The sequence below is a fragment of the Burkholderiaceae bacterium genome (assembly GCA_024235995.1).
GTDB lineage: Bacteria > Pseudomonadota > Gammaproteobacteria > Burkholderiales > Burkholderiaceae_C > Ottowia.
In genome coordinates this window covers 2572791-2591633 of sequence record JACKLI010000001.1, presented here as the reverse complement: position 1 = coordinate 2591633, position 18843 = coordinate 2572791, and the positions used below count along the sequence as shown (strand labels likewise).

Here is an 18843-nt window from a genome sequence, read left to right as displayed (position 1 = left end):
GGTGTTGGCGTGGGCCGCTGGGTCCGGTTCAGAGCAGGTGCTTCACGCCGTCCTTCTCGCCCTCGAGCTCGGCCAGCGTCTTGTCGATGCACTTCTGGCTGAAGGCGTCGATCGGCAGGCCCTCGACGACCTTGTACTCGCCGTTCTCGCAGGTGACGGGAAAGCCGAAGATCGTGTCCTTGGGGATGCCGTACCAGCCCTGGGACGGAATGCCCATGGTGACCCACTCGCCACCCGTGCCCAGCGCCCAGTCGTGCATGTGGTCGATGGCCGCATTGGCGGCGGACGCGGCCGAGGACAGGCCGCGCGCCTCGATGATGGCGGCGCCGCGCTTGCCCACCGTGGGCAGGAACACGTTCTCGTTCCAGTCCTGGTCGTTGATCATGTCCTTGACGTTCTGCCCGCCGATGGTGGCGAAGCGGTAGTCGGCGTACATGGTGGGCGAGTGGTTGCCCCACACGCACAGCTTGCGGATGTCGGCCACGGCCTTGCCGGTCTTCTCGGCCACCTGGCTGAGCGCGCGGTTGTGGTCCAGGCGCAGCATGGCGGTGAAGTTCTTGGCCGGCAGGTCGGGCGCCGACTTCATGGCGATGTAGGCGTTGGTGTTGGCCGGGTTGCCCACCACCAGCACCTTGACGTTGCGCGAGGCCACGGCGTTGAGCGCCTTGCCCTGGGCGGTGAAGATCTGCGCGTTGGCGGCCAGCAGGTCGGCGCGCTCCATGCCGGGGCCGCGAGGGCGCGCGCCCACCAGCAGGGCGTAGTCGATGTCCTTGAAGCCCGTCATCGGATCGCTGTGCGCCTGCATGCCCACCAGCAGCGGAAAGGCGCAGTCCTGCAGTTCCATCATCACGCCCTTGAGCGCCTTTTGCGCTTTCTCGTCCGGGATTTCGAGCAGTTGCAGGATGACGGGCTGGTCCTTGCCCAGCATTTCGCCGGAGGCGATGCGAAACAGCAGGGCGTAGCCAATCTGACCTGCGGCGCCGGTGACGGCCACGCGAACGGGTTTCTTGCTCATGGAAGGTTCTCCAGACGGTTGCGATGAAAAAAATGCCTGTGCAGGCGGCGTTGGCATGGGCGCTCGACCCCTTGAAACGCACGATGCAGACAACCCACGAGTGTAGCGGTGAATGGCGCCGAAGGTCAATTGATCTTATGTCTTATATAAGATATGATTGTTTCGATTTCACGCAGGCATCCGCAAGCGTCTTTTCGTTGCCACCATGGTTACAGCCACTCATTCCTTCACGTCGGCGGAGCGCGATCCGCATGACCCGCCGGGGCTCGCGGCGGCGGGCGGATCGACGCCGGCGTTCAGTCCGCTGTATCAGCAGATCAAGGCCTTGATCCTGAACGGACTGCAGCAGGGCGAATGGAAGCCGGGCGAGGTGATTCCCAGCGAGTTTGAGCTGGCCGCGCGCTACAAGGTCAGCCAGGGCACCGTTCGCAAGGCCATCGACGAGTTGGCCGCCGGACACCTGCTGGTGCGCCGCCAGGGGCGCGGCACCTTCGTGGCCACGCACGCCGAGCAACAGGTGCAATACCGCTTCTTGCGCCTGCACCCCGATCAGGGCACGGCCGACAGCGAAGGGCCGGCGCAGCGCGATTTCGTCGACTGCCGGCGCGGCCGCGCGCCGGCCGACGTGGCGCGCGCCCTGGGCCTGCGCACGGGCGACGCCGTCCTGCAGTCGCGGCGCCTGCTGCGCTTTGGCGGGGTGCCCACGATCCTGGAGGACTTGTGGCTGCCCGGCGGGCCGTTCAAGGGCCTGACGGCGGAACGCCTGATGGACTATCACGGCCCCATGTACGCGCTGTTCGAGTCCGAGTTCGGCGTGCGCATGGTGCGTGCCGACGAGAAGATCCGCGCCGTGGCGCCCGACGCAGCGCAGGCGCGGCTGCTTCAGGTGCCCGCGGCGACGCCCTTGCTCAGCGTCGAGCGCATCGCCTACACCTACAACGACGTGCCGATGGAGCTGCGCCGCGGCCTGTACCGCACCGACACCCATCACTATCGAAACCAGCTCAACTGAGGTGCCGTCGCGCCGGCGTTCGGCGGGCGCCGCGACACGCCAGAGACAGCAAGCCGCGAAGTGGTCTGCTGCATTGCAATAGAATTTGCGTACCTCATCGCCAGAAATTACAAGGCAGTTACACCATTCGCACGAGGGCACCCATGAGTGAAGTCACCAAGCCGCGGCCGCAGTACCGCAATCTCAACCTCTTCCACGACATTCGCACCTACCGCCTGCCCCTGGCCGGCTGGGTGTCCATCCTGCACCGCGCCAGCGGGGCGTTGATGTTCGTGTTGTTGCCGTTTCTCATCTGGCTGTTCGACAAGTCGATTTCGTCCGAGATCTCGTTCGGCGAATTCAGCGCCGCCTTCACGGCAGGCTTGTGGGTCTTTCCGGGCTGGTTCGTCAAGCTGGTGGTGCTGGCCCTGATCTGGGCCTACCTGCACCACCTGCTGGCCGGCGTGCGCCACCTGTACCTCGACGTCTCGCATCGCACCACCAAGGAATTCGGCCGCCAGTCCGCCGTCGCGGTGCTGGTCGTCAGCATCGCGCTGACGCTGATCCTGGGCGCCAAGCTGTTTGGCCTGTATTGATTCGAAAGCGAGGAGCGCAACAATGTCCGCAACCTATGGCTACAAGCGCACCGTGGTGGGCGCGCACTACGGCTGGCGCGATTTTCTGGTGCAACGCATCAGCGCCGCCCTGATGGCGGTGTTCACCCTGGTGGTGCTGCTGCAACTGCTGCTGACCAAGGGCCCGATCGGCTACGACACCTGGTCCGGCATCTTCGCTGCGCAGTGGATGAAGGCGCTCACCTTCGCCGTGATCGTCGCCTTGTTGTGGCACGCCTGGGTCGGCATGTGCAGCATCTGGTACGACTATGGCAAGCCGGCCGGGCTGCGTTTGCTGCTGCAGGCGCTCACCGTGATCTGGTTGGTGGCCTGCGGGGGCTGGGCCGTGCAGGTGCTCTGGCGTCTGTAAGGCGCCGAGCGCACCCCCTCACAGCCCCATCCCACCCCTTCATCCCATCAACGATCATGAGTTACACCAAGGAAAACACTGCCGTTCGCAAGTTCGACGTCGTCATCGTCGGCGCGGGCGGCTCGGGCATGCGCGCCTCGCTGCAGCTGGCGCGCGCCGGCCTCAACGTCGCCGTCCTCTCCAAGGTCTTTCCCACGCGCTCGCACACCGTGGCCGCGCAGGGCGGCATCGGCGCCTCGCTGGGCAACATGAGCGAGGACAACTGGCACTTCCACTTCTACGACACCGTCAAGGGCGGCGACTGGCTGGGCGACCAGGACGTGATCGAGTTCATGTGCCGCGAGGCGCCGCACGTGGTGTACGACCTCGAGCACATGGGCATGCCGTTCGATCGCAACGCCGACGGCACGATCTACCAGCGTCCGTTTGGCGGCCACACCGCCAACTACGGCGAAAAGCCGGTGCAGCGCGCCTGCGCCGCGGCCGACCGCACCGGCCACGCCATGCTGCACACGCTGTACCAGCAGAACGTGGCGTCCAACACCACCTTCTTCGTCGAGTGGATGGCGCTGGACCTGATCCGCGACGCCGACGGCGACGTGGTGGGCGTCACGGCGCTCGAGATGGAAACCGGCGACGTCTACGCGCTGCAGGCCAAGGCCGTGATGCTGGCCACCGGCGGGGCCGGGCGCATCTTTGCCGCCAGCACCAATGCCTTCATCAACACCGGCGACGGCCTGGGCATGGCCGCGCGCGCCGGCATTCCGCTGCAGGACATGGAGTTCTGGCAGTTCCACCCCACCGGCGTGGCCGGCGCCGGCGTGCTGCTGACCGAAGGCTGCCGCGGCGAGGGCGCCATCCTGATCAACAGCGAGGGCGAGCGCTTCATGGAGCGCTACGCCCCGACGCTGAAAGACCTGGCGCCGCGCGACTTCGTCTCGCGCTCGATGGACCAGGAGATCAAGGAAGGGCGCGGCTGCGGTCCCAACAAGGACTACATCCTGCTCAAGCTCGACCACCTGGGGGCAGACACCATCCACAAGCGCCTGCCCTCGGTGTACGAGATCGGCCACAACTTCGCCAACGTGGACATCACCAAGGAGCCGATCCCGGTGGTGCCCACCATCCACTACCAGATGGGCGGCATTCCCACCAACATCCACGGCCAGGTCGTGGTGCAGGCCGGTGGCGACGACAACCGTGTGGTCAACGGCCTGTACGCGGTGGGCGAATGCTCCTGCGTGAGCGTGCACGGCGCCAACCGCCTGGGCACCAACTCGCTGCTGGACCTGCTGGTGTTCGGCAAGGCCGCGGGCGACCACATCGTCGAGTTCAACAAGCAGACGCCGCACCACAAGCCGCTGCCGGCCAATGCGCTGGACGCGACGCTGGCGCGCCTGAATCGCCTGGAAGAGGCCAGCGACGGCGAATACGCCCAAACCATCGCCAACGACATCCGCAGCACCATGCAAACGCACGCCGGCGTGTTCCGCACCCAGGCCGTCATGGACGAGGGCGTGGTCAAGGTGGCCGAGCTGCGCCAGCGGGTCAAGAACGTGGGCCTGCAGGACCACTCCAAGATCTTCAACACCGCGCGCGTGGAGGCGCTCGAGGTGGAGAACCTGATCGAGGTGGCGCAGGCCACCATGATGTCGGCCGCCGCCCGCAAGGAGTGCCGTGGCGCGCACACCGTGGAGGACTACGAGCACCCGGCCGACCACCCCACGGCGCCGCTGGGGCGCGACGACGTCAACTGGCTCAAGCACACGCTGTGGCATTCCCAGACCAACAGCCTGAGCTACAAGCCGGTGCGGCTGAAGCCGCTTTCCGTCGAGACCATTCCGCCCAAGGTTCGCACGTTCTGATCGCCCGGGTTTGAAGGACCACCACACCATGCAAAAGCGCACTTTCCAGATCTACCGCTACGACCCGGACAAGGACGAGAAGCCCTACATGCAGACCATCGAGCTGGAGCTCGAAGGCCACGAGCGCATGCTGCTGGACGCCCTGATCAAGCTCAAGGCGCTGGACCCGACCATCGCCTTTCGCCGCTCGTGCCGCGAGGGCGTGTGCGGCTCGGACGCCATGAACATCAACGGCAAGAACGGCCTGGCGTGCCTGACCAACCTGCGCACGCTGAAGGACCCGATCGTGCTCAAGCCGCTGCCGGGCCTGCCGGTGGTGCGCGATCTGTTCGTCGACATGACGGACTTCTTCAAGCAGTATCACTCGATCAAGCCCTACCTGATCAACCACACTCCCCCTCCCGAGACCGAGCGCCTGCAGTCGCCGGAGGAGCGCGAGGAGCTCAACGGGCTGTACGAGTGCATCCTGTGCGCCTGCTGCTCGACCGCGTGCCCCAGTTTCTGGTGGAACCCGGACAAGTTCGTCGGCCCCGCCGGCCTGCTGCAGGCCTATCGCTTCATCGCCGACAGCCGCGACGAGGCCACGAGCGAGCGCCTGGACAACCTGGACGACCCGTACCGGCTGTTCCGCTGCCACACCATCATGAACTGCGTCGATGTCTGCCCCAAGGGCCTCAAGCCTGCGGCCGCCATCAGCAAGATCAAGGAATTGATGGTGCGCCGCGCCATCTGAGCGGGGCGTCGACCGGTTCACGCGCATGGTGGACGATCGTATTGACGAGCGCGCCTTGAGCAAGCTCAGATGGCGCTGCCGTCGTGGGTTGCTGGAAAACGACTTGCTCATCGAGCGGTTCTTCGACCGCCATGGTGAGCGGCTGACGGTCGGGCAGGGGCAAGCCCTGACGCGCTTGATGGACTTGCCCGACAATGATCTGCTTGACTTGTTGCTGCGGCGCGCCGAACCCAGCGGTACGCTGGCCACCCCCGACATCGCCCAATTACTTGATTTGATGCGGCCCCCGGCGTGATCGGCCGTGCCCCGAACATTCATCAAACCCCAGGAAATCCGTTATGAACCTCTCTGATACCAAAGCAACGCTATCGTTTTCCAACGGAACGCCCGACATGACCCTGCCTGTCTACAAGGGCAGCATCGGCCCCGACGTCATCGACATTCGCAAGCTCTACGGGCAGACGGGGATGTTCACGTACGACCCCGGCTTCATGTCCACTGCGGCCTGCGAGTCGGCCATCACCTACATCGACGGCGACAAGGGCGAGTTGCTGTATCGCGGCTACCCCATCGAGCAGATCGCCACCCAGTGCGACTACCTGGACACCTGCTACCTGCTGCTGAACGGCGAGCTGCCCACGGAAACCCAGCGCGGCGACTTCCACAAGCTGGTGATCAACCACACCATGGTGCACGAGCAGATGCAGTTCTTCCTGCGCGGGTTCCGCCGCGATGCGCATCCCATGGCCGTGCTCACCGGCTTGGTCGGCGCGCTGTCGGCCTTCTACCATGACAGCACCGACATCAACAACCCCGAGCATCGCCACATCGCCGCGATCCGCCTGATCGCCAAGATGCCGACGCTGGTGGCCATGGCCTACAAGTACGGCATGGGCCAGCCCTTCATGTATCCGCGCAACGACCTGTCCTATGCGGGCAACTTCCTGCGCATGATGTTCGGCACGCCCTGCGAGGACTACAAGGTCAGCCCGGTGCTCGAGAAGGCGATGGACCGCATCTTCATCCTGCACGCCGACCACGAGCAGAACGCCTCCACCTCCACCGTGCGCCTGTGCGGCAGCTCGGGCACCAACCCGTTCGCCGCCATCGCCGCCGGCGTGGCCTGCCTGTGGGGCCCGGCGCACGGCGGCGCCAACGAAGCGGCGCTGAACATGCTGGAGGGCATCCAGCGCGACGGCGGCGTGGCCAAGATCGGCGAGTTCGTCGCCAAGGTCAAGGACAAGAACAGCAGCGTCAAGCTGATGGGCTTCGGCCACCGCGTCTACAAGAACTACGACCCGCGCGCCAAGCTGATGCAGCAGACCTGCAACGAGGTGCTGGACGAGCTGGGCCTGCACAACGATCCGCTGTTCGCGCTGGCCAAGGCGCTGGAGAAGATCGCGCTGGAGGACGACTACTTCGTGCAGCGCAAGCTCTATCCCAACGTCGACTTCTACTCCGGCATCGTGCAGCGCGCCATCGGCATTCCGGTCAAGCTGTTCACCGGTATCTTCGCGCTGGCCCGCACGGTGGGCTGGATCGCCCAGCTCAACGAGATGATCGGCGATCCCGAGTACAAGATCGGCCGTCCGCGCCAGCTCTACACCGGCTCCGTGCGTCGCGACGTTCCCTGATGGGGGGCCGGCGGCCCGGCCGCCGTCGACCGAAAAAAGAGCCACCGCGAGGTGGCTTTTTTCGTGGTGGCTCGCTCACGGCGTCAAAGCCGCTGCTTGCAAGCTCAAAAACGGATGCCGGCGGGATTGGTCGCTGTGGGGCGCGGCGTCACCAAGGGGTCTGCCGGCGCGGCGGGTGCGTCGGCGGTGTCGGCGGCCGCCGCCGCTGGCTTGGCCGCCTGGGGCGCCAGGGCGGTGGGAGCGGGCGCCTGCCAGCGAGCCGGCAGCTGGGACTGCGCGGGGTAACCGGCGGCACTCAGGTACTGCGTCCACTCGGTGGCGGAAAAACCCTTGAGTTGCTGCTGGCCGATGCCGAGGACCGGCAGGCTGTCGGCGCCGGTCAGCTGCTGCAGGGCGGTGACGTCGGCGTTGGAGCCGACGGTTTTTTCGGTGAAGGGGATGCCGTGCTCGCGCAGCAGCTTGCGGCCGCTGGCGCAGGGCTCGCAGTCGCTGCTGGTGTAGAGCGTGACGGGATAGCGCTGCGCCGTCTGGCGCAGCGCATAGGGCAGGGCGGCGTTGTTGCCGGACGCCGCGGGCGCCTCGGCGCGCGGTGCCGGGGGCTGCGCCGCCGGCGGCGTGTCGGAGAAGCTGACACGCCCGTCCGGGCCGACCGAGCGATAGACCTGCGCCGACGCGCTGGCCGCCAGCAGCAGGCCAAGCGCCAGGGCCAACGGTGTGGCGGCCATGCGCCGACGCGGGATGAGACGAAGGTTCATGTGGGCCTTGCTTGAATGGTCGGTAGGCCGTCGCGTACTGCGGAGCGGCTTGGGCGGTGCCGGCAATGGTACAAGATGGGCTGCCGGCTCCCATACGGTTCAGGCCATGCCCTGATGGCGCAGCAGGGCGTCGATGCTGGGCTCGCGTCCGCGGAAGGCCTTGAAGGACTCCATGGCCGGACGGCTGCCGCCGACCTCCAGGATGGCTTGCCGGTAGCGCCGCCCGGTTTCCACGCTGGGCGTGCCGTCGGCCGCAAGGCTTTCCTCGAAGGCGGCGTAGGCGTCGGCCGACAGCACCTCGGCCCACTTGTAGCTGTAGTAGCCGGCCGCGTAGCCGCCGGCAAAGATGTGGCTGAAGGTGTGGGCCATGCGGTTGAAGGCGGGCGCGGGCAGCACCGCCACCTCGGCGCGCACCGCGTCGAGCAGCGCCTGCACGTCCTGCGCTGCGCCGGGCTCGGTGTGCAGGCGCATGTCGAACAGGGAAAACTCGACTTGCCGCAGGGTCTGCAGGCCGGCCTGGTAATTCTTGGCGGCCAGCATCTTGTCGAACAGCGCGCGCGGCAGGGGCTCGCCGGTGTCGACGTGCGCCGTCATGTGGCGCAGCACGCTCCATTCCCAGCAGAAGTTTTCCATGAACTGGCTGGGCAGCTCGACCGCGTCCCATTCGACGCCGCTGATGCCCGACACGTCGTGCTCGCCGACCTGGGTCAGCATGTGGTGCAGGCCGTGGCCGAACTCGTGGAACAGCGTGATCGCGTCGTCGTGCGTCAGCAGCGGCGGCTTGCCGTCGACCCCGGTGGCGAAGTTGCACACCAGGTAGGCCACGGGTGTCTGCAGCGTGCCGGTGTCCGGGCGCAGCCAGCGCGCGCGGGCGTCGTCCATCCAGGCGCCGCCGCGCTTGCCGGTGCGCGCCAGCGGGTCGAGGTAGAACTGGCCCAGCAGCTGGCCGTCGCGCTCGATGCGGAAGAACTCGACGCTGGGGTGCCACACGCTGGCGTGGTCGGGGCGGATGCTGACCTCGAACAGGGTCTCGACGATCTTGAACAGCCCCGCCAGCACCTTGGGCAGCGGGAAGTAGGGCTTGACCTCCTGCTCGCTGAAGGCGTAGCGCGCTTCCTTGAGCTGCTCGCCCACGTAGGGCCAGTCCCAGGCCTGGGGGTCGTCCAGCTGCAACTGGCTGGCCGCGAACGCACGCAGGTCCCGCACGTCGCGTTCGGCAAAGGGCCGGGCCTTGCCGGCCAGCTCGCGCAGAAAGGCGATCACCTGGGCCGGCGAGTCGGCCATCTTGGGCACCAGCGATACCTCGCCGAAGTTGGCGTAGCCCAGCAGCGCCGCTTCTTCCTGGCGCAGTGCCAGCAGCTCGCGCATGATCGCCCCGTTGTCGAAGCGCCTGGCATCGCCTTCGGCCTGCTCGCTGGCACGCGTGACGTAGGCGCGGTACAGCAACTGGTGCAGCGCGCTGCTCTTGGCGAACTGCATCACCGGCAGGTAGCAGGGCAGTTGCAGGCTCAGCTTGTAGCCCTCGCGCCCCTCGGCCTGGGCGGCGGCGCGGGCAGCGGCCTTGACGTCGGCCGGCACGCCGTCCAGGTCGGCCTCGCTGGCGTAGTGGGCGAAGGCGTCGGTGGCGTCCAGCGCGTTTTCGCTGAATTTTTGCGCCAGCTCGGCCGCGCGCTCCTGGATCTGGGCGAAGCGCGCCTTGGGCTCGTCGGTCAGCTCGGCGCCGCCCAGCACGAAGCCGCGCAGCGTGTGCTTGAGGGCTTCGCGCTGCTCGGCGTTCAGGCCGGCGGGGTCGATGGCCTTGTACTTGGCGTACAGGCGCTCGTCGGAGCCCAGCCGGGTGAAGAACTCGGTGATGCGCGGCAGCGCCTCGTTGTAGGCGGCGCGCAACTCGGGCGCGTCCATGACGGCCTTCAGGTGCGAGACGGCGCCCCAGGCGCGGCCCAGGCGCTCGGTGGCCACGTCCAGCGTGCCGGAGAGGGCGCTCCAGGTGGCCGGGTGCGCGGGCTGCACCACGCGTTCGAGTGCGGCTTCGGCCTCTTGCAGCAGTTGATCGACGGCGGGGGCGACGTGTTCGGGGCGGATGGCGTCGAAGCGCGGCAGGTCGGTGAAGTCGAGCAGGGGATTGGCGGTGGGCATGGTCATGCCCCTGCAGATGAGGGCGGCGCGCTCTTCCTTCAAGGCCAGCGCTCAGGCGCTGGCGCGCTCAGCCGCTGGCGCGCTCAGCCGCCTCGAGGGTGTTGACCAGCAGCATGGCGCGGGTCATGGGGCCGACGCCGCCGGGAACGGGCGTGATCCAGCTGGCGACGTTCTTGACGCCCTCGAAGTCCACGTCGCCGCACAGCTTGCCGGCCTCGTCGCGGTTCATGCCGACGTCGATGACCACGGCGCCGGGCTTGACCATGTCGGCCGTCAGCACGCCCCGCTTGCCCACGGCGGCGACGATGACGTCGGCCTGCAGCGTCTGGGCCTTCAGGTCGCGCGTGCGCGAGTGGCACACGGTGACGGTGGCGTCCTGCTGCAGCAGCATCAGCGCCATGGGCTTGCCGACGATGTTGGAGCGGCCGATGACCACGGCGTGCTTGCCTCGCAGGTCGAACCCGATGGACTCGAGCATCTTCATGCAGCCGTGCGGCGTGCAGGGCCAGAAGCCGGGCAGGCCGGTCATCAGCGCGCCGGCGTTGGCCACGTGAAAGCCGTCCACGTCCTTGGCCGGGTCGATGGCGGTGATGACCTTGTGCGTGTCCATGTGCGTGGGCAGGGGCAGCTGCACCAGGATGCCGTGCACGGCCGGGTCGCGGTTGAGGGCGTGCAGGCGTGCCAGCAGGTCCGCCTCGGGCAGGTCGGCCGGCAGGCGCTCCAGCGTGGCGGCCAGGCCGGTCTCGGTGCTGTCGTTCACCTTGTGGCGCGTGTAGACCTGGCTGGCCGGGTCCTCGCCCACCAGCAGGATGTGCAGCGCGGGCTGCACGCCGCGCGCCTTGAGGGCCGCGGTGCGGCTTTGCACCTGCTGGCGGATGTGCCGCGCCAGCGCGTTGCCGTCGATGAGTTGGGCTGCCATGGGTTTATGAATCAAATAGGCCGCTGGCCCGCATGCAAAGGGCGGAAGGCGCTATTGAAAAAAGAGTATCAAGCCTTGGCCGAAACCTGGCCCAGGGCGATCTTGAGCAGGTCGGCGACGGTGTTGGCACCCAGCTTTTCCATGATGTTGGCGCGGTGCGCCTCCACCGTCTTGATGCTGATGCCCAGGTCGTCGGCAATCTGCTTGTTCAGTCGGCCGGCGACGATGCGCTCGAGCACCTGGGCCTCGCGGCCGGTCAGCTTGGACAGCAGCGCGTCGCGGCTGGCGGCCTGCTGGTGCTCGGCAAAGGCGGTGCGGGCCTGCTCCAGCATGCGCTCGACCAGGGGCACCAGCTTTTCCTCGTTGAAGGGCTTCTGGATGAAGTCCATGGCGCCCTTCTTCATGGTGTCCACCGCCATGGGCACGTCGCCGTGGCCGGTGACGAAGGCCACCGGCAGGGGCGAGTCGCGCTCGGCCAGGCGGTCCTGCAGGTCGAGCCCGCTCATGCCGCTCATGCGGATGTCGATCAGCACGCAGCCGATCTCGCGCGGGTCGTAGCGCGCCAGGAAGGATTCGGCCGACTCGAACGAGCGCACGCGAAAGTCCTGGCCTTCGAGCAGCCATTGAACCGAGTCGCGCACGGCCTCGTCGTCGTCGACCACATAGACGGTTCCGCGCTTGGGGGTGAGATTCATGCGATCGCCTTGACGTGTTGGCCCGCGCCGCCGGCGGACTGCAGTGATTGGGGCGGGCCGACCGGAATCCAGAACGTGAAACGGCAGCCCATCACCCGGCCGGCATTGTAGAGGTTCTCGGCGTGGATCCGGCCCTGGTGCGACTCGACGATGGAGCGGCACAGGTTCAGGCCGATGCCCATGCCCTCGCTCTTGGTCGAGAAGAAGGCCTCGTACAGGCGCTCGATGGCCTCGGTCGACAGGCCGGGCCCGGCGTCGGTCACGCAGAACTGCACCGCCGCCACGCCTTCGATCTCGCGCTGCGTCACGCGCAGGTCGACCACGCGCTCGTCCAGCGGCACCTCGGCGCCGTCGATGGCGTCGCCGGCGTTCTTGATCAGGTTCATCAGCACCTGCTCGATCAGGATCGGGTCGACGAACATGGCCGGCAGCGAGGGTGCCATGTGGTGCGCCAGGCGCACCTGGCGGCGGCGCAGGTCGAGCTCGGCCAGCTCCACCACCTGCTCGACGATGGGCGCCACGTCCGACCACTGGCGGCGCGGCTCGCTGCGCTTGACGAAGCTGCGGATGTGCTGCACCACCTGGCCGGCGCGCTGGGCCTGGCGCGCGGTCTTGTCCAGCGCGCCCAGCAGCTCGTCCTGGTTGATCTGCCCGCCGCGGATGCGCGAGATCATGCCGGTGCAGTAGTTGGTGATGGCCGTCAGCGGCTGGTTCAGCTCGTGCGCCACGCTGGAGGCCATCTCGCCCATGGTGATCAGGCGGCTGGCGGTCTGCGCGCGCTCGGCCTGGGCGGCAGCCTGCTCCTCGGCCTGGTGGCGCGCGGTGATGTCGGTGGCGATCACCATCTGCGCTAGGCGCCCGTCCACCCAGTTGAGGTAGCGCGAGCGCACCTCCATCCACTTGCCCAGCTGCTCCAGGTAGATCTCGGCGTGCTCGGCCAGCGGCGTGGTGGCCAGGTTGTCCAGCGGCAGCCCGACGAAGGAATCGACCGCGTCCAGGCTTTCGTCGCTGGCCAGGGTGTTGGCGGTGCCGCCGCGCAGCACCAGCTTGAGGTGGCCCTCGGTGGTGGCGCCGAACCACTGGCGGTACAGCTTGTTGGCGAACAGCAGCTCCTTGCTGCCCAGCGGCGCCACCGACACCGACGCGTCCAGCGCCTCCAGCACGGTGGTGAAGCGCTCGTAGGAGGCCGACAGCTGCCGGCGCACGCGGTTGGGCTCGGTGATGTCGGTCATCGACGCCATCCAGCCGGTCTGCTTGCCGGTGGCGTCGATCAGCGGCGACACGTACAGCCGGGCGTCGAACACCGAGCCGTCGCGGCGCTTGACGCGCATCTGAAAACCCGCCGGGTCGGCCGCGCCGCCCAGCTCCTCGGTCAGGCGCGCGGCCAGCTGGTCGTGGTCCTCGTTGGGCCAGTAGGTGAAGGGCTCGGTCTGGCCCAGCAGCTCCTCCTCGCGCCAGCCGGTCATCTTGCAGAAGGCCGGGTTGACGTAGATGATGCGCCCCTGCAGGTCGAGCGCGCGCATGCCGGTGAGCATGGAGTTTTCCATCGCGCGGCGAAAGCTGGTCTCGGCCTGCAGCGCCTGCTGGGCCTGGTGGCGGCGCACCGACTGGCGCCAGTTGGCCACCAGCATCCACACCGTGGTGCCCGACAGCAGCAGCACCAGCCAGAAGATGGCGTTGCCGATCAGCCCCTGCGAGGTGCGCCAGGCCTGCGCGCGCAGCACCAGCGCATTGCCCACGGGCGACACCGGGATCTCGAACTCGTTGACCTGGCCCGCCCAGGGCAGGCGCTCGGACAGGCCCGAGCGCGCGGGGATGCTCTGGCCGCTCATCAGGTGGCCCTTGTCATCCAGCAGGGCCACCGCGTACTTGGCCAGCACCTCGCTGGGCACGCCGTAGCGCAGCAGGCCGTCCACGCTGTACTCCACCAGCAGCTCGCCGGCGAACTGCCCGCGCGGCGTGATCGGCACGTGCAGCTCCAGCGTGGGCTCGGCATTCTTGGCCAACGGCGGCAGCACGTACACCGGCTGGCGCAGGTCGCGCGCCAGGCCGTAGCCGTTCTCGGCCTCCTCGGCGCGCAGCTGCCCGTCTTCCATCCAGCGCGGCTGGGGCTGCACGCTGGGGCGCGTTTCCAGCGCGGTGACGCGGCGGCGCACGTCGATCCAGCCGATCGACAGCAGCTCGGGGTACTGGGCCACCAGCGACTCGGCGCGGCTGTTGAACTGCGGCGGCAGCACCTCGCGGTTGGAGATGTCGCGCGCCAGGCGCATCACCTGCTCCTGGCGCTCCAGCAGGCGCAGGCGCAGGCGCTGCTGGGCGTATTCGACGTCGCGCTTGAGCGCCTCCTGCTCGCGGCGCGCCTCCTCGATGCGCAGGTAGCTGAACACCGCCAGGATGATCACCACGAACAGCAGCACCGCCAGCAGCGGCGCCACGTGCACCCAGCCGTCGGAGCGCAGCAGCGGCCAGCGGTCCCGCCAGTGCCGCGCGGGCTCGGCAGCGTGGGACGGCGGGTGCACGGTGGGGGGGTACTGCATCCTTCAAGTGTAGTGGGGCTGCAGGTGAGCGCGGATGCCGTGCGCCGGCGGACCGAACATAAGTCACGGATCAGCCTGATATATCACAATATAAAAATACAAATCAACATTTGAAAAACAAGGCCATTTGTGCGATGATGCGCGCGCGATTTCGTACACAATGACTTTCAACCTTTCTGACCGGAGACACAGCGATGCCCGCAGCGCCTGATTCGCCCTTCAATGTTGGTTCGGACATTGATGCCCAGGAAACCCGTGAATGGATGGACGCGCTGTCCTCCGTCATCGAAAAGGAAGGGCCCGAGCGCGCGCACTTCCTGCTGGAGCAACTGCTCGAGCACGCCCGCCAGAGCAGCATCGACCTGCCGTTCTCGGCCAACACCGGCTACGTCAACACCATCGAGCCCGACCAGGAGGCGCGCTGCCCCGGCAACATCGCCATCGAAAAGCGCCTGCGCGCCTACATGCGCTGGAACGCCATGGCCATGGTGGTGCGCGCCAACCGCCTGCACCCGGCCGACGGGGGCGACCTGGGCGGGCACATCGGCTCGTTCGCCTCGCTGGCCAGCATGTGGGGCGCCGGCTTCAACCACTTCTGGCACGCCGAGGGGCCGGACCACGGCGGCGACTGCATCTATTTCCAGGGCCACAGCGCGCCCGGCATCTACGCCCGCGCCTACCTGGAAGGCCGCATCAGCGAGGAGCAGCTGGAGAACTTCCGCCAGGAGGTGCACGGCAAGGGCCTGTCCAGCTACCCCCACCCGCACCTGATGCCCGGCTTCTGGCAGTTTCCCACCGTCAGCATGGGCCTGGGCCCGCTGATGGCGATCTACCAGGCGCGCTTTCTCAAGTACCTGCACGCCCGCGGCATCGCCGACACGGCCAAGCGCAAGGTCTGGGTGTTCCTGGGCGACGGCGAGATGGACGAGCCCGAGAGCAAGGGCGCCATCAGCCTGGCGGCGCGCGAGAACCTCGACAACCTGATCTTCGTCATCAACTGCAACCTGCAGCGCCTGGACGGCCCGGTGCGCGGCAACGGCAAGATCATCCAGGAGCTGGAGGGCGACTTCCGCGGCGCCGGCTGGCACGTCATCAAGCTGCTGTGGGGCAAGGGCTGGGACCCGCTGTTCGCGCGCGACAAGTCGGGCAAGCTGCGCCAGCTGATGATGGAGACGCTGGACGGCGACTACCAGACCTACCGCGCCATGGACGGCGCCTACCTGCGCAAGCACTTTTTCGGCAAGTACCCCGAGACCGCCAAGCTGGTCGAGCACATGAGCGACGAGGAGCTGTGGGAGCTGCGCCGCGGCGGCCACGACCCCGAGAAGGTGTACGCGGCCTTCCACGCCGCCAACGAATTCAAGGGCCAGCCCACGGTGCTGCTGGTCAAGACCGTCAAGGGCTACGGCATGGGCAAGGCCGGCGAGGCCAAGAACACCGTGCACCAGACCAAGAAGCTGGACGACGAGGACATCAAGTACATCCGCGACCGCTTCAACATCCCGATCCCCGACAGCGAGCTGGACAAGCTGCCCTACTACAAGCCGGCCGACGACACGCCGGAGATGAAGTACCTGCACGAGCGCCGCCAGGCGCTGGGCGGCTACCTGCCCACGCGGCGCGAGAAGGCCGACGAGAGCTTCACCATCCCGGCGCTGGAGACCTTCAAGGCCGTGCTGGAGCCGACGGCCGAGGGCCGCGAGATCAGCACCACGCAGGCCTTCGTGCGCTTTCTGACGCAGCTGCTGCGCGACAAGGCCTTTGGCCCGCGCGTGGTGCCCATCGTGGTGGACGAGTCGCGCACCTTCGGCATGGAGGGGCTGTTCCGCCAGATCGGCATCTACAACCCCAAGGGCCAGCAGTACGTGCCGGTCGACCGCGAGCAGGTGATGTACTACAAGGAGCAGGCCGACGGCCAGATCCTGCAGGAGGGCATCAACGAGGCCGGCGGCATGGCCAGCTGGATCGCCGCGGCCACCAGCTACAGCACGAACAACCGCATCATGATGCCGTTCTACGTGTACTACTCGATGTTCGGCTTCCAGCGCTTCGGCGACCTGGCCTGGGCCGCCGGCGACCTGGGCGCGCGCGGCTTCCTGCTGGGCGGCACCAGCGGGCGCACCACGCTCAACGGCGAGGGCCTGCAGCACGAGGACGGCCACAGCCTGGTGCTGGCCGGCACCATCCCCAACTGCGTCAGCTACGACCCGGCCTTCGCGCACGAGGTGGGCATCATCCTGCACCACGGCCTGCGCCGCATGGTCGAGAAGCAGGAGGACGTCTTCTACTACGTCACCCTGCTCAACGAGAACTACCCCATGCCGGGCCTGACGGCCGGCACCGAGGAGCAGATCCTGCAGGGCATGTACCTGTGCAAGGCGGGCGCGGCCGGCAAGCTGCGCGTGCAGCTGCTGGGCTCGGGCTCGATCCTGCGCGAGTCGCTGGAGGCGCAAAAGCTGCTGGCCACCGACTGGGGCGTGCAGGCCGACGTGTGGAGCTGCCCCAGCTTCAACGAGTTGGCGCGCGAGGGCCAGGACGTGGCGCGCTGGAACCTGCTGCACCCCGCCGAGCCGCCGCGCGTGCCCTTCGTCACGCGCCAGCTGCAGGCGCACGCCGGCCCGGTGGTGGCGTCGACCGACTACGTCAAGAACTACGCCGACCAGATCCGCGCCCACATCCCGGCCGGTCGCAGCTACACCGTGCTGGGCGCCGACGGCTTCGGCCGCAGCGACTTCCGCTCGCGCCTGCGCGAGCACTTCGAGATCAACCGCCACTACGTCGCCATTGCCGCGCTCAAGGCGCTGGCCGACGAGGGCCAGCTGCCCATGGCCAAGGTGAGCGAGGCGATCGCCAAGTACGGCATCCGCACCGACAAGATCAACCCTCTGCACGCCTGAAGCAGCACAACCCGGAGACAAGACATGGCATTGGTCAACATCCTGGTCCCCGACATCGGGGACTTCAGCGAGGTCGGCGTGATCGAGCTGCTGGTGAAGGCTGGCGATACCGTCAAGGTCGAGCAGTCGCTCATCACCGTCGAGTCCGACAAGGCGTCGATGGAAATCCCCTCCAGCCACGCGGGCGTCGTCAAGGAGCTCAAGGTGGCCCTGGGCGACAAGGTCAGCCAGGGTAGCGTGATCGCGGTGCTGGACAGCGCCGAGGCCGCCGCTTCTGAAGAAAAACCGGCCCCAGCCCCCGCCAATCAAGCGCCGGCAGCTACCAAACCAGAAGCGGCCGCGCCCGCGGTGGCGCCCGCCGCCAGCGGCCCCATCGAGGTGCGCGTGCCCGACATCGGCGACTTCAAGGACGTCGCGGTGATCGAGCTGCTGGTCAAGCCGGGCGACACCATCGCGCCCGAGCAGTCGCTGTTCACCGTCGAGTCCGACAAGGCCTCGATGGAAATCCCGTCGCCCGCCGCCGGGGTGCTGAAAGAGCTGAAGGTGCAGCTGGGCGACAAGGTCAACCAGGGCGACCTGGTGGCGATCATCGAAGGCGCCGCGGCAGGCGCCGCCGCGCCAGCGCCCGCGGCACCGGCCCCCGCGCCGGCTGCGGCAGCGCCGACGCCCGCCGCATCGCCCGCGCCGACCCCGGCGCCCGCGGCAAGCGTGGCGGCGCCGGCCCACAACCCCACCGTGGCCCCCAGCGGCCAGCTGCCGCACGCCAGCCCCTCGGTGCGACAGTTCGCGCGCGAGCTGGGCGTGCCGCTGGCCGAGGTCAAGGGCGGCGGCCGCAACGGCCGCATCACCTTCGAGGACGTGCAGGCCTTCACCCGCTCGGTCATGGCCGGCAGCGTGCAGACCCAGGCGCAGGCCGCCCGGGCGCCCGCCGGCGGCTCGGGCGTGGGGCTGGACCTGCTGCCCTGGCCCAAGATCGATTTCACCAAGTTCGGTCCGGTGGAGCGCAAGGAGCTTTCGCGCATCAAGAAGATCAGCGGCGCCAACCTGCTGCGCAACGCCATCATGATCCCGGCCGTCACCAACCACGACGACGCCGACATCACCGACCTGGAGGCCTTCCGCGTCGCCACCAACAAGGAGAACGAGAAGAGCGGCGTCAAGGTCACCATGCTGGCCTTCCTGATCAAGGCCTGCGTGGCCGCGCTCAAGAAATTTCCCGAGTTCAACAGCAGCCTGGACGGCGACGCGCTGGTCTACAAGCAGTTCTGGCACATCGGCTTTGCCGCCGACACGCCCAACGGCCTGGTGGTGCCCGTCATCAAGGACGCCGACAAGAAAGGCGTGCTGCAGATCAGCGCCGAGATGGGCGAGCTGGCCAAGAAAGCGCGCGACGGCAAGCTGGGCCCGGCCGACATGAGCGGCGCGAGCTTCACCATCAGCAGCCTGGGCGGCATTGGCGGGCGCTACTTCACGCCCATCATCAACGCGCCCGAGGTGGCCATCCTGGGCGTGTGCCGCTCCACCATGGAGCCGGTGTGGGACGGCAAGCAGTTCGTGCCGCGCCTGATGCTGCCGCTGTCGCTGACCTGGGACCACCGCGTCATCGACGGCGCGGCGGCCGCGCGCTTCAACGTCTATCTCGGCCAGATCCTCGCGGACTTCCGCCGGGTGCTGCTGTAAAC

15 protein-coding genes are annotated in these 18843 nt (G+C 67.7%); 9 read left to right on the top strand and 6 right to left on the bottom strand.

Annotation, left to right across the window (positions count from 1 at the left end; genetic code table 11):
- Positions 1-28: 28 nt before the first annotated feature.
- A complete protein-coding gene (locus H6927_12395) occupies positions 29-1015 on the bottom strand; it encodes a malate dehydrogenase (protein ID MCP5218894.1) in 987 nt (328 codons plus the stop codon).
- Positions 1016-1220: 205 nt separating this feature from the next.
- Between H6927_12395 and H6927_12390 the strand changes: the two genes are divergently transcribed.
- From H6927_12390 to gltA, 7 genes are all read left to right on the top strand, one after another.
- On the top strand, positions 1221-2027 hold the full coding sequence (locus H6927_12390; protein MCP5218893.1) for a GntR family transcriptional regulator: 807 nt from the start codon (positions 1221-1223) through the stop codon (positions 2025-2027).
- A 143-nt stretch (positions 2028-2170) separates the two neighbouring features.
- Positions 2171-2602: a succinate dehydrogenase, cytochrome b556 subunit gene (gene sdhC, locus H6927_12385; protein ID MCP5218892.1), complete on the top strand. Its 432-nt coding sequence runs from the start codon at positions 2171-2173 to the stop codon at positions 2600-2602.
- Positions 2603-2624: 22 nt separating this feature from the next.
- On the top strand, positions 2625-2990 hold the full coding sequence (gene sdhD, locus H6927_12380) for a succinate dehydrogenase, hydrophobic membrane anchor protein (GenBank protein ID MCP5218891.1): 366 nt from the start codon (positions 2625-2627) through the stop codon (positions 2988-2990).
- A 56-nt stretch (positions 2991-3046) separates the two neighbouring features.
- On the top strand, positions 3047-4855 hold the full coding sequence (locus H6927_12375) for a succinate dehydrogenase flavoprotein subunit (protein MCP5218890.1): 1809 nt from the start codon (positions 3047-3049) through the stop codon (positions 4853-4855).
- A gap of 28 nt (positions 4856-4883) precedes the next feature.
- On the top strand, positions 4884-5588 hold the full coding sequence (locus H6927_12370) for a succinate dehydrogenase iron-sulfur subunit (GenBank protein ID MCP5218889.1): 705 nt from the start codon (positions 4884-4886) through the stop codon (positions 5586-5588).
- Between the two features lie 25 nt (positions 5589-5613).
- Positions 5614-5883: a succinate dehydrogenase assembly factor 2 gene (locus H6927_12365; GenBank protein MCP5218888.1), complete on the top strand. Its 270-nt coding sequence runs from the start codon at positions 5614-5616 to the stop codon at positions 5881-5883.
- 43 nt (positions 5884-5926) lie between these two features.
- Positions 5927-7222 carry a citrate (Si)-synthase gene (gene gltA / locus H6927_12360; GenBank protein MCP5218887.1) on the top strand — a complete coding sequence of 432 codons (1296 nt, stop codon included), beginning with the start codon at positions 5927-5929 and terminating at the stop codon, positions 7220-7222.
- A gap of 104 nt (positions 7223-7326) precedes the next feature.
- On the opposite strand, the gene H6927_12355 is transcribed toward gltA, so the two are convergent.
- The 5 genes from H6927_12355 to H6927_12335 all read right to left on the bottom strand — a co-directional run bounded on the left by H6927_12355 (position 7327) and on the right by H6927_12335 (position 14264).
- Positions 7327-7977: a glutaredoxin family protein gene (locus tag H6927_12355; protein ID MCP5218886.1), complete on the bottom strand. Its 651-nt coding sequence runs from the start codon at positions 7975-7977 to the stop codon at positions 7327-7329.
- A gap of 99 nt (positions 7978-8076) precedes the next feature.
- Positions 8077-10119: a M3 family metallopeptidase gene (locus tag H6927_12350; protein ID MCP5218885.1), complete on the bottom strand. Its 2043-nt coding sequence runs from the start codon at positions 10117-10119 to the stop codon at positions 8077-8079.
- Between the two features lie 61 nt (positions 10120-10180).
- Positions 10181-11032, bottom strand: coding sequence for a bifunctional methylenetetrahydrofolate dehydrogenase/methenyltetrahydrofolate cyclohydrolase (locus H6927_12345; GenBank protein ID MCP5218884.1), 852 nt, complete (start codon positions 11030-11032; stop codon positions 10181-10183).
- A gap of 68 nt (positions 11033-11100) precedes the next feature.
- Positions 11101-11727 (bottom strand): response regulator transcription factor, encoded by a 627-nt coding sequence (locus H6927_12340; GenBank protein MCP5218883.1) that lies wholly within the window; start codon positions 11725-11727, stop codon positions 11101-11103.
- On the bottom strand, positions 11724-14264 hold the full coding sequence (locus H6927_12335; GenBank protein ID MCP5218882.1) for a PAS domain S-box protein: 2541 nt from the start codon (positions 14262-14264) through the stop codon (positions 11724-11726). Before H6927_12335 ends, H6927_12340 begins: the two co-directional genes overlap by 4 nt.
- 194 nt (positions 14265-14458) lie before the next feature.
- On the opposite strand from H6927_12335, the gene aceE reads away from it, so the two are divergent.
- On the top strand, positions 14459-17161 hold the full coding sequence (aceE, locus tag H6927_12330) for a pyruvate dehydrogenase (acetyl-transferring), homodimeric type (protein ID MCP5218881.1): 2703 nt from the start codon (positions 14459-14461) through the stop codon (positions 17159-17161).
- 24 nt (positions 17162-17185) lie between these two features.
- Complete coding sequence (gene aceF / locus H6927_12325) at positions 17186-18841, top strand: dihydrolipoyllysine-residue acetyltransferase (GenBank protein MCP5218880.1); 1656 nt, start codon at positions 17186-17188, stop codon at positions 18839-18841.
- Positions 18842-18843 lie beyond the last annotated feature (2 nt).

Coding starts and splice junctions, on each gene's coding strand:
- H6927_12395 (MCP5218894.1), bottom strand. CDS start 1,015: ATGAGCAAGAAACCCGTTCGCGTGGCCGTCACCGGCGCCGCAGGTCAG.
- H6927_12390 (MCP5218893.1), top strand. CDS start 1,221: ATGGTTACAGCCACTCATTCCTTCACGTCGGCGGAGCGCGATCCGCAT.
- sdhC (MCP5218892.1), top strand. CDS start 2,171: ATGAGTGAAGTCACCAAGCCGCGGCCGCAGTACCGCAATCTCAACCTC.
- sdhD (MCP5218891.1), top strand. CDS start 2,625: ATGTCCGCAACCTATGGCTACAAGCGCACCGTGGTGGGCGCGCACTAC.
- H6927_12375 (MCP5218890.1), top strand. CDS start 3,047: ATGAGTTACACCAAGGAAAACACTGCCGTTCGCAAGTTCGACGTCGTC.
- H6927_12370 (MCP5218889.1), top strand. CDS start 4,884: ATGCAAAAGCGCACTTTCCAGATCTACCGCTACGACCCGGACAAGGAC.
- H6927_12365 (MCP5218888.1), top strand. CDS start 5,614: ATGGTGGACGATCGTATTGACGAGCGCGCCTTGAGCAAGCTCAGATGG.
- gltA (MCP5218887.1), top strand. CDS start 5,927: ATGAACCTCTCTGATACCAAAGCAACGCTATCGTTTTCCAACGGAACG.
- H6927_12355 (MCP5218886.1), bottom strand. CDS start 7,977: ATGAACCTTCGTCTCATCCCGCGTCGGCGCATGGCCGCCACACCGTTG.
- H6927_12350 (MCP5218885.1), bottom strand. CDS start 10,119: ATGACCATGCCCACCGCCAATCCCCTGCTCGACTTCACCGACCTGCCG.
- H6927_12345 (MCP5218884.1), bottom strand. CDS start 11,032: ATGGCAGCCCAACTCATCGACGGCAACGCGCTGGCGCGGCACATCCGC.
- H6927_12340 (MCP5218883.1), bottom strand. CDS start 11,727: ATGAATCTCACCCCCAAGCGCGGAACCGTCTATGTGGTCGACGACGAC.
- H6927_12335 (MCP5218882.1), bottom strand. CDS start 14,264: ATGCAGTACCCCCCCACCGTGCACCCGCCGTCCCACGCTGCCGAGCCC.
- aceE (MCP5218881.1), top strand. CDS start 14,459: ATGCCCGCAGCGCCTGATTCGCCCTTCAATGTTGGTTCGGACATTGAT.
- aceF (MCP5218880.1), top strand. CDS start 17,186: ATGGCATTGGTCAACATCCTGGTCCCCGACATCGGGGACTTCAGCGAG.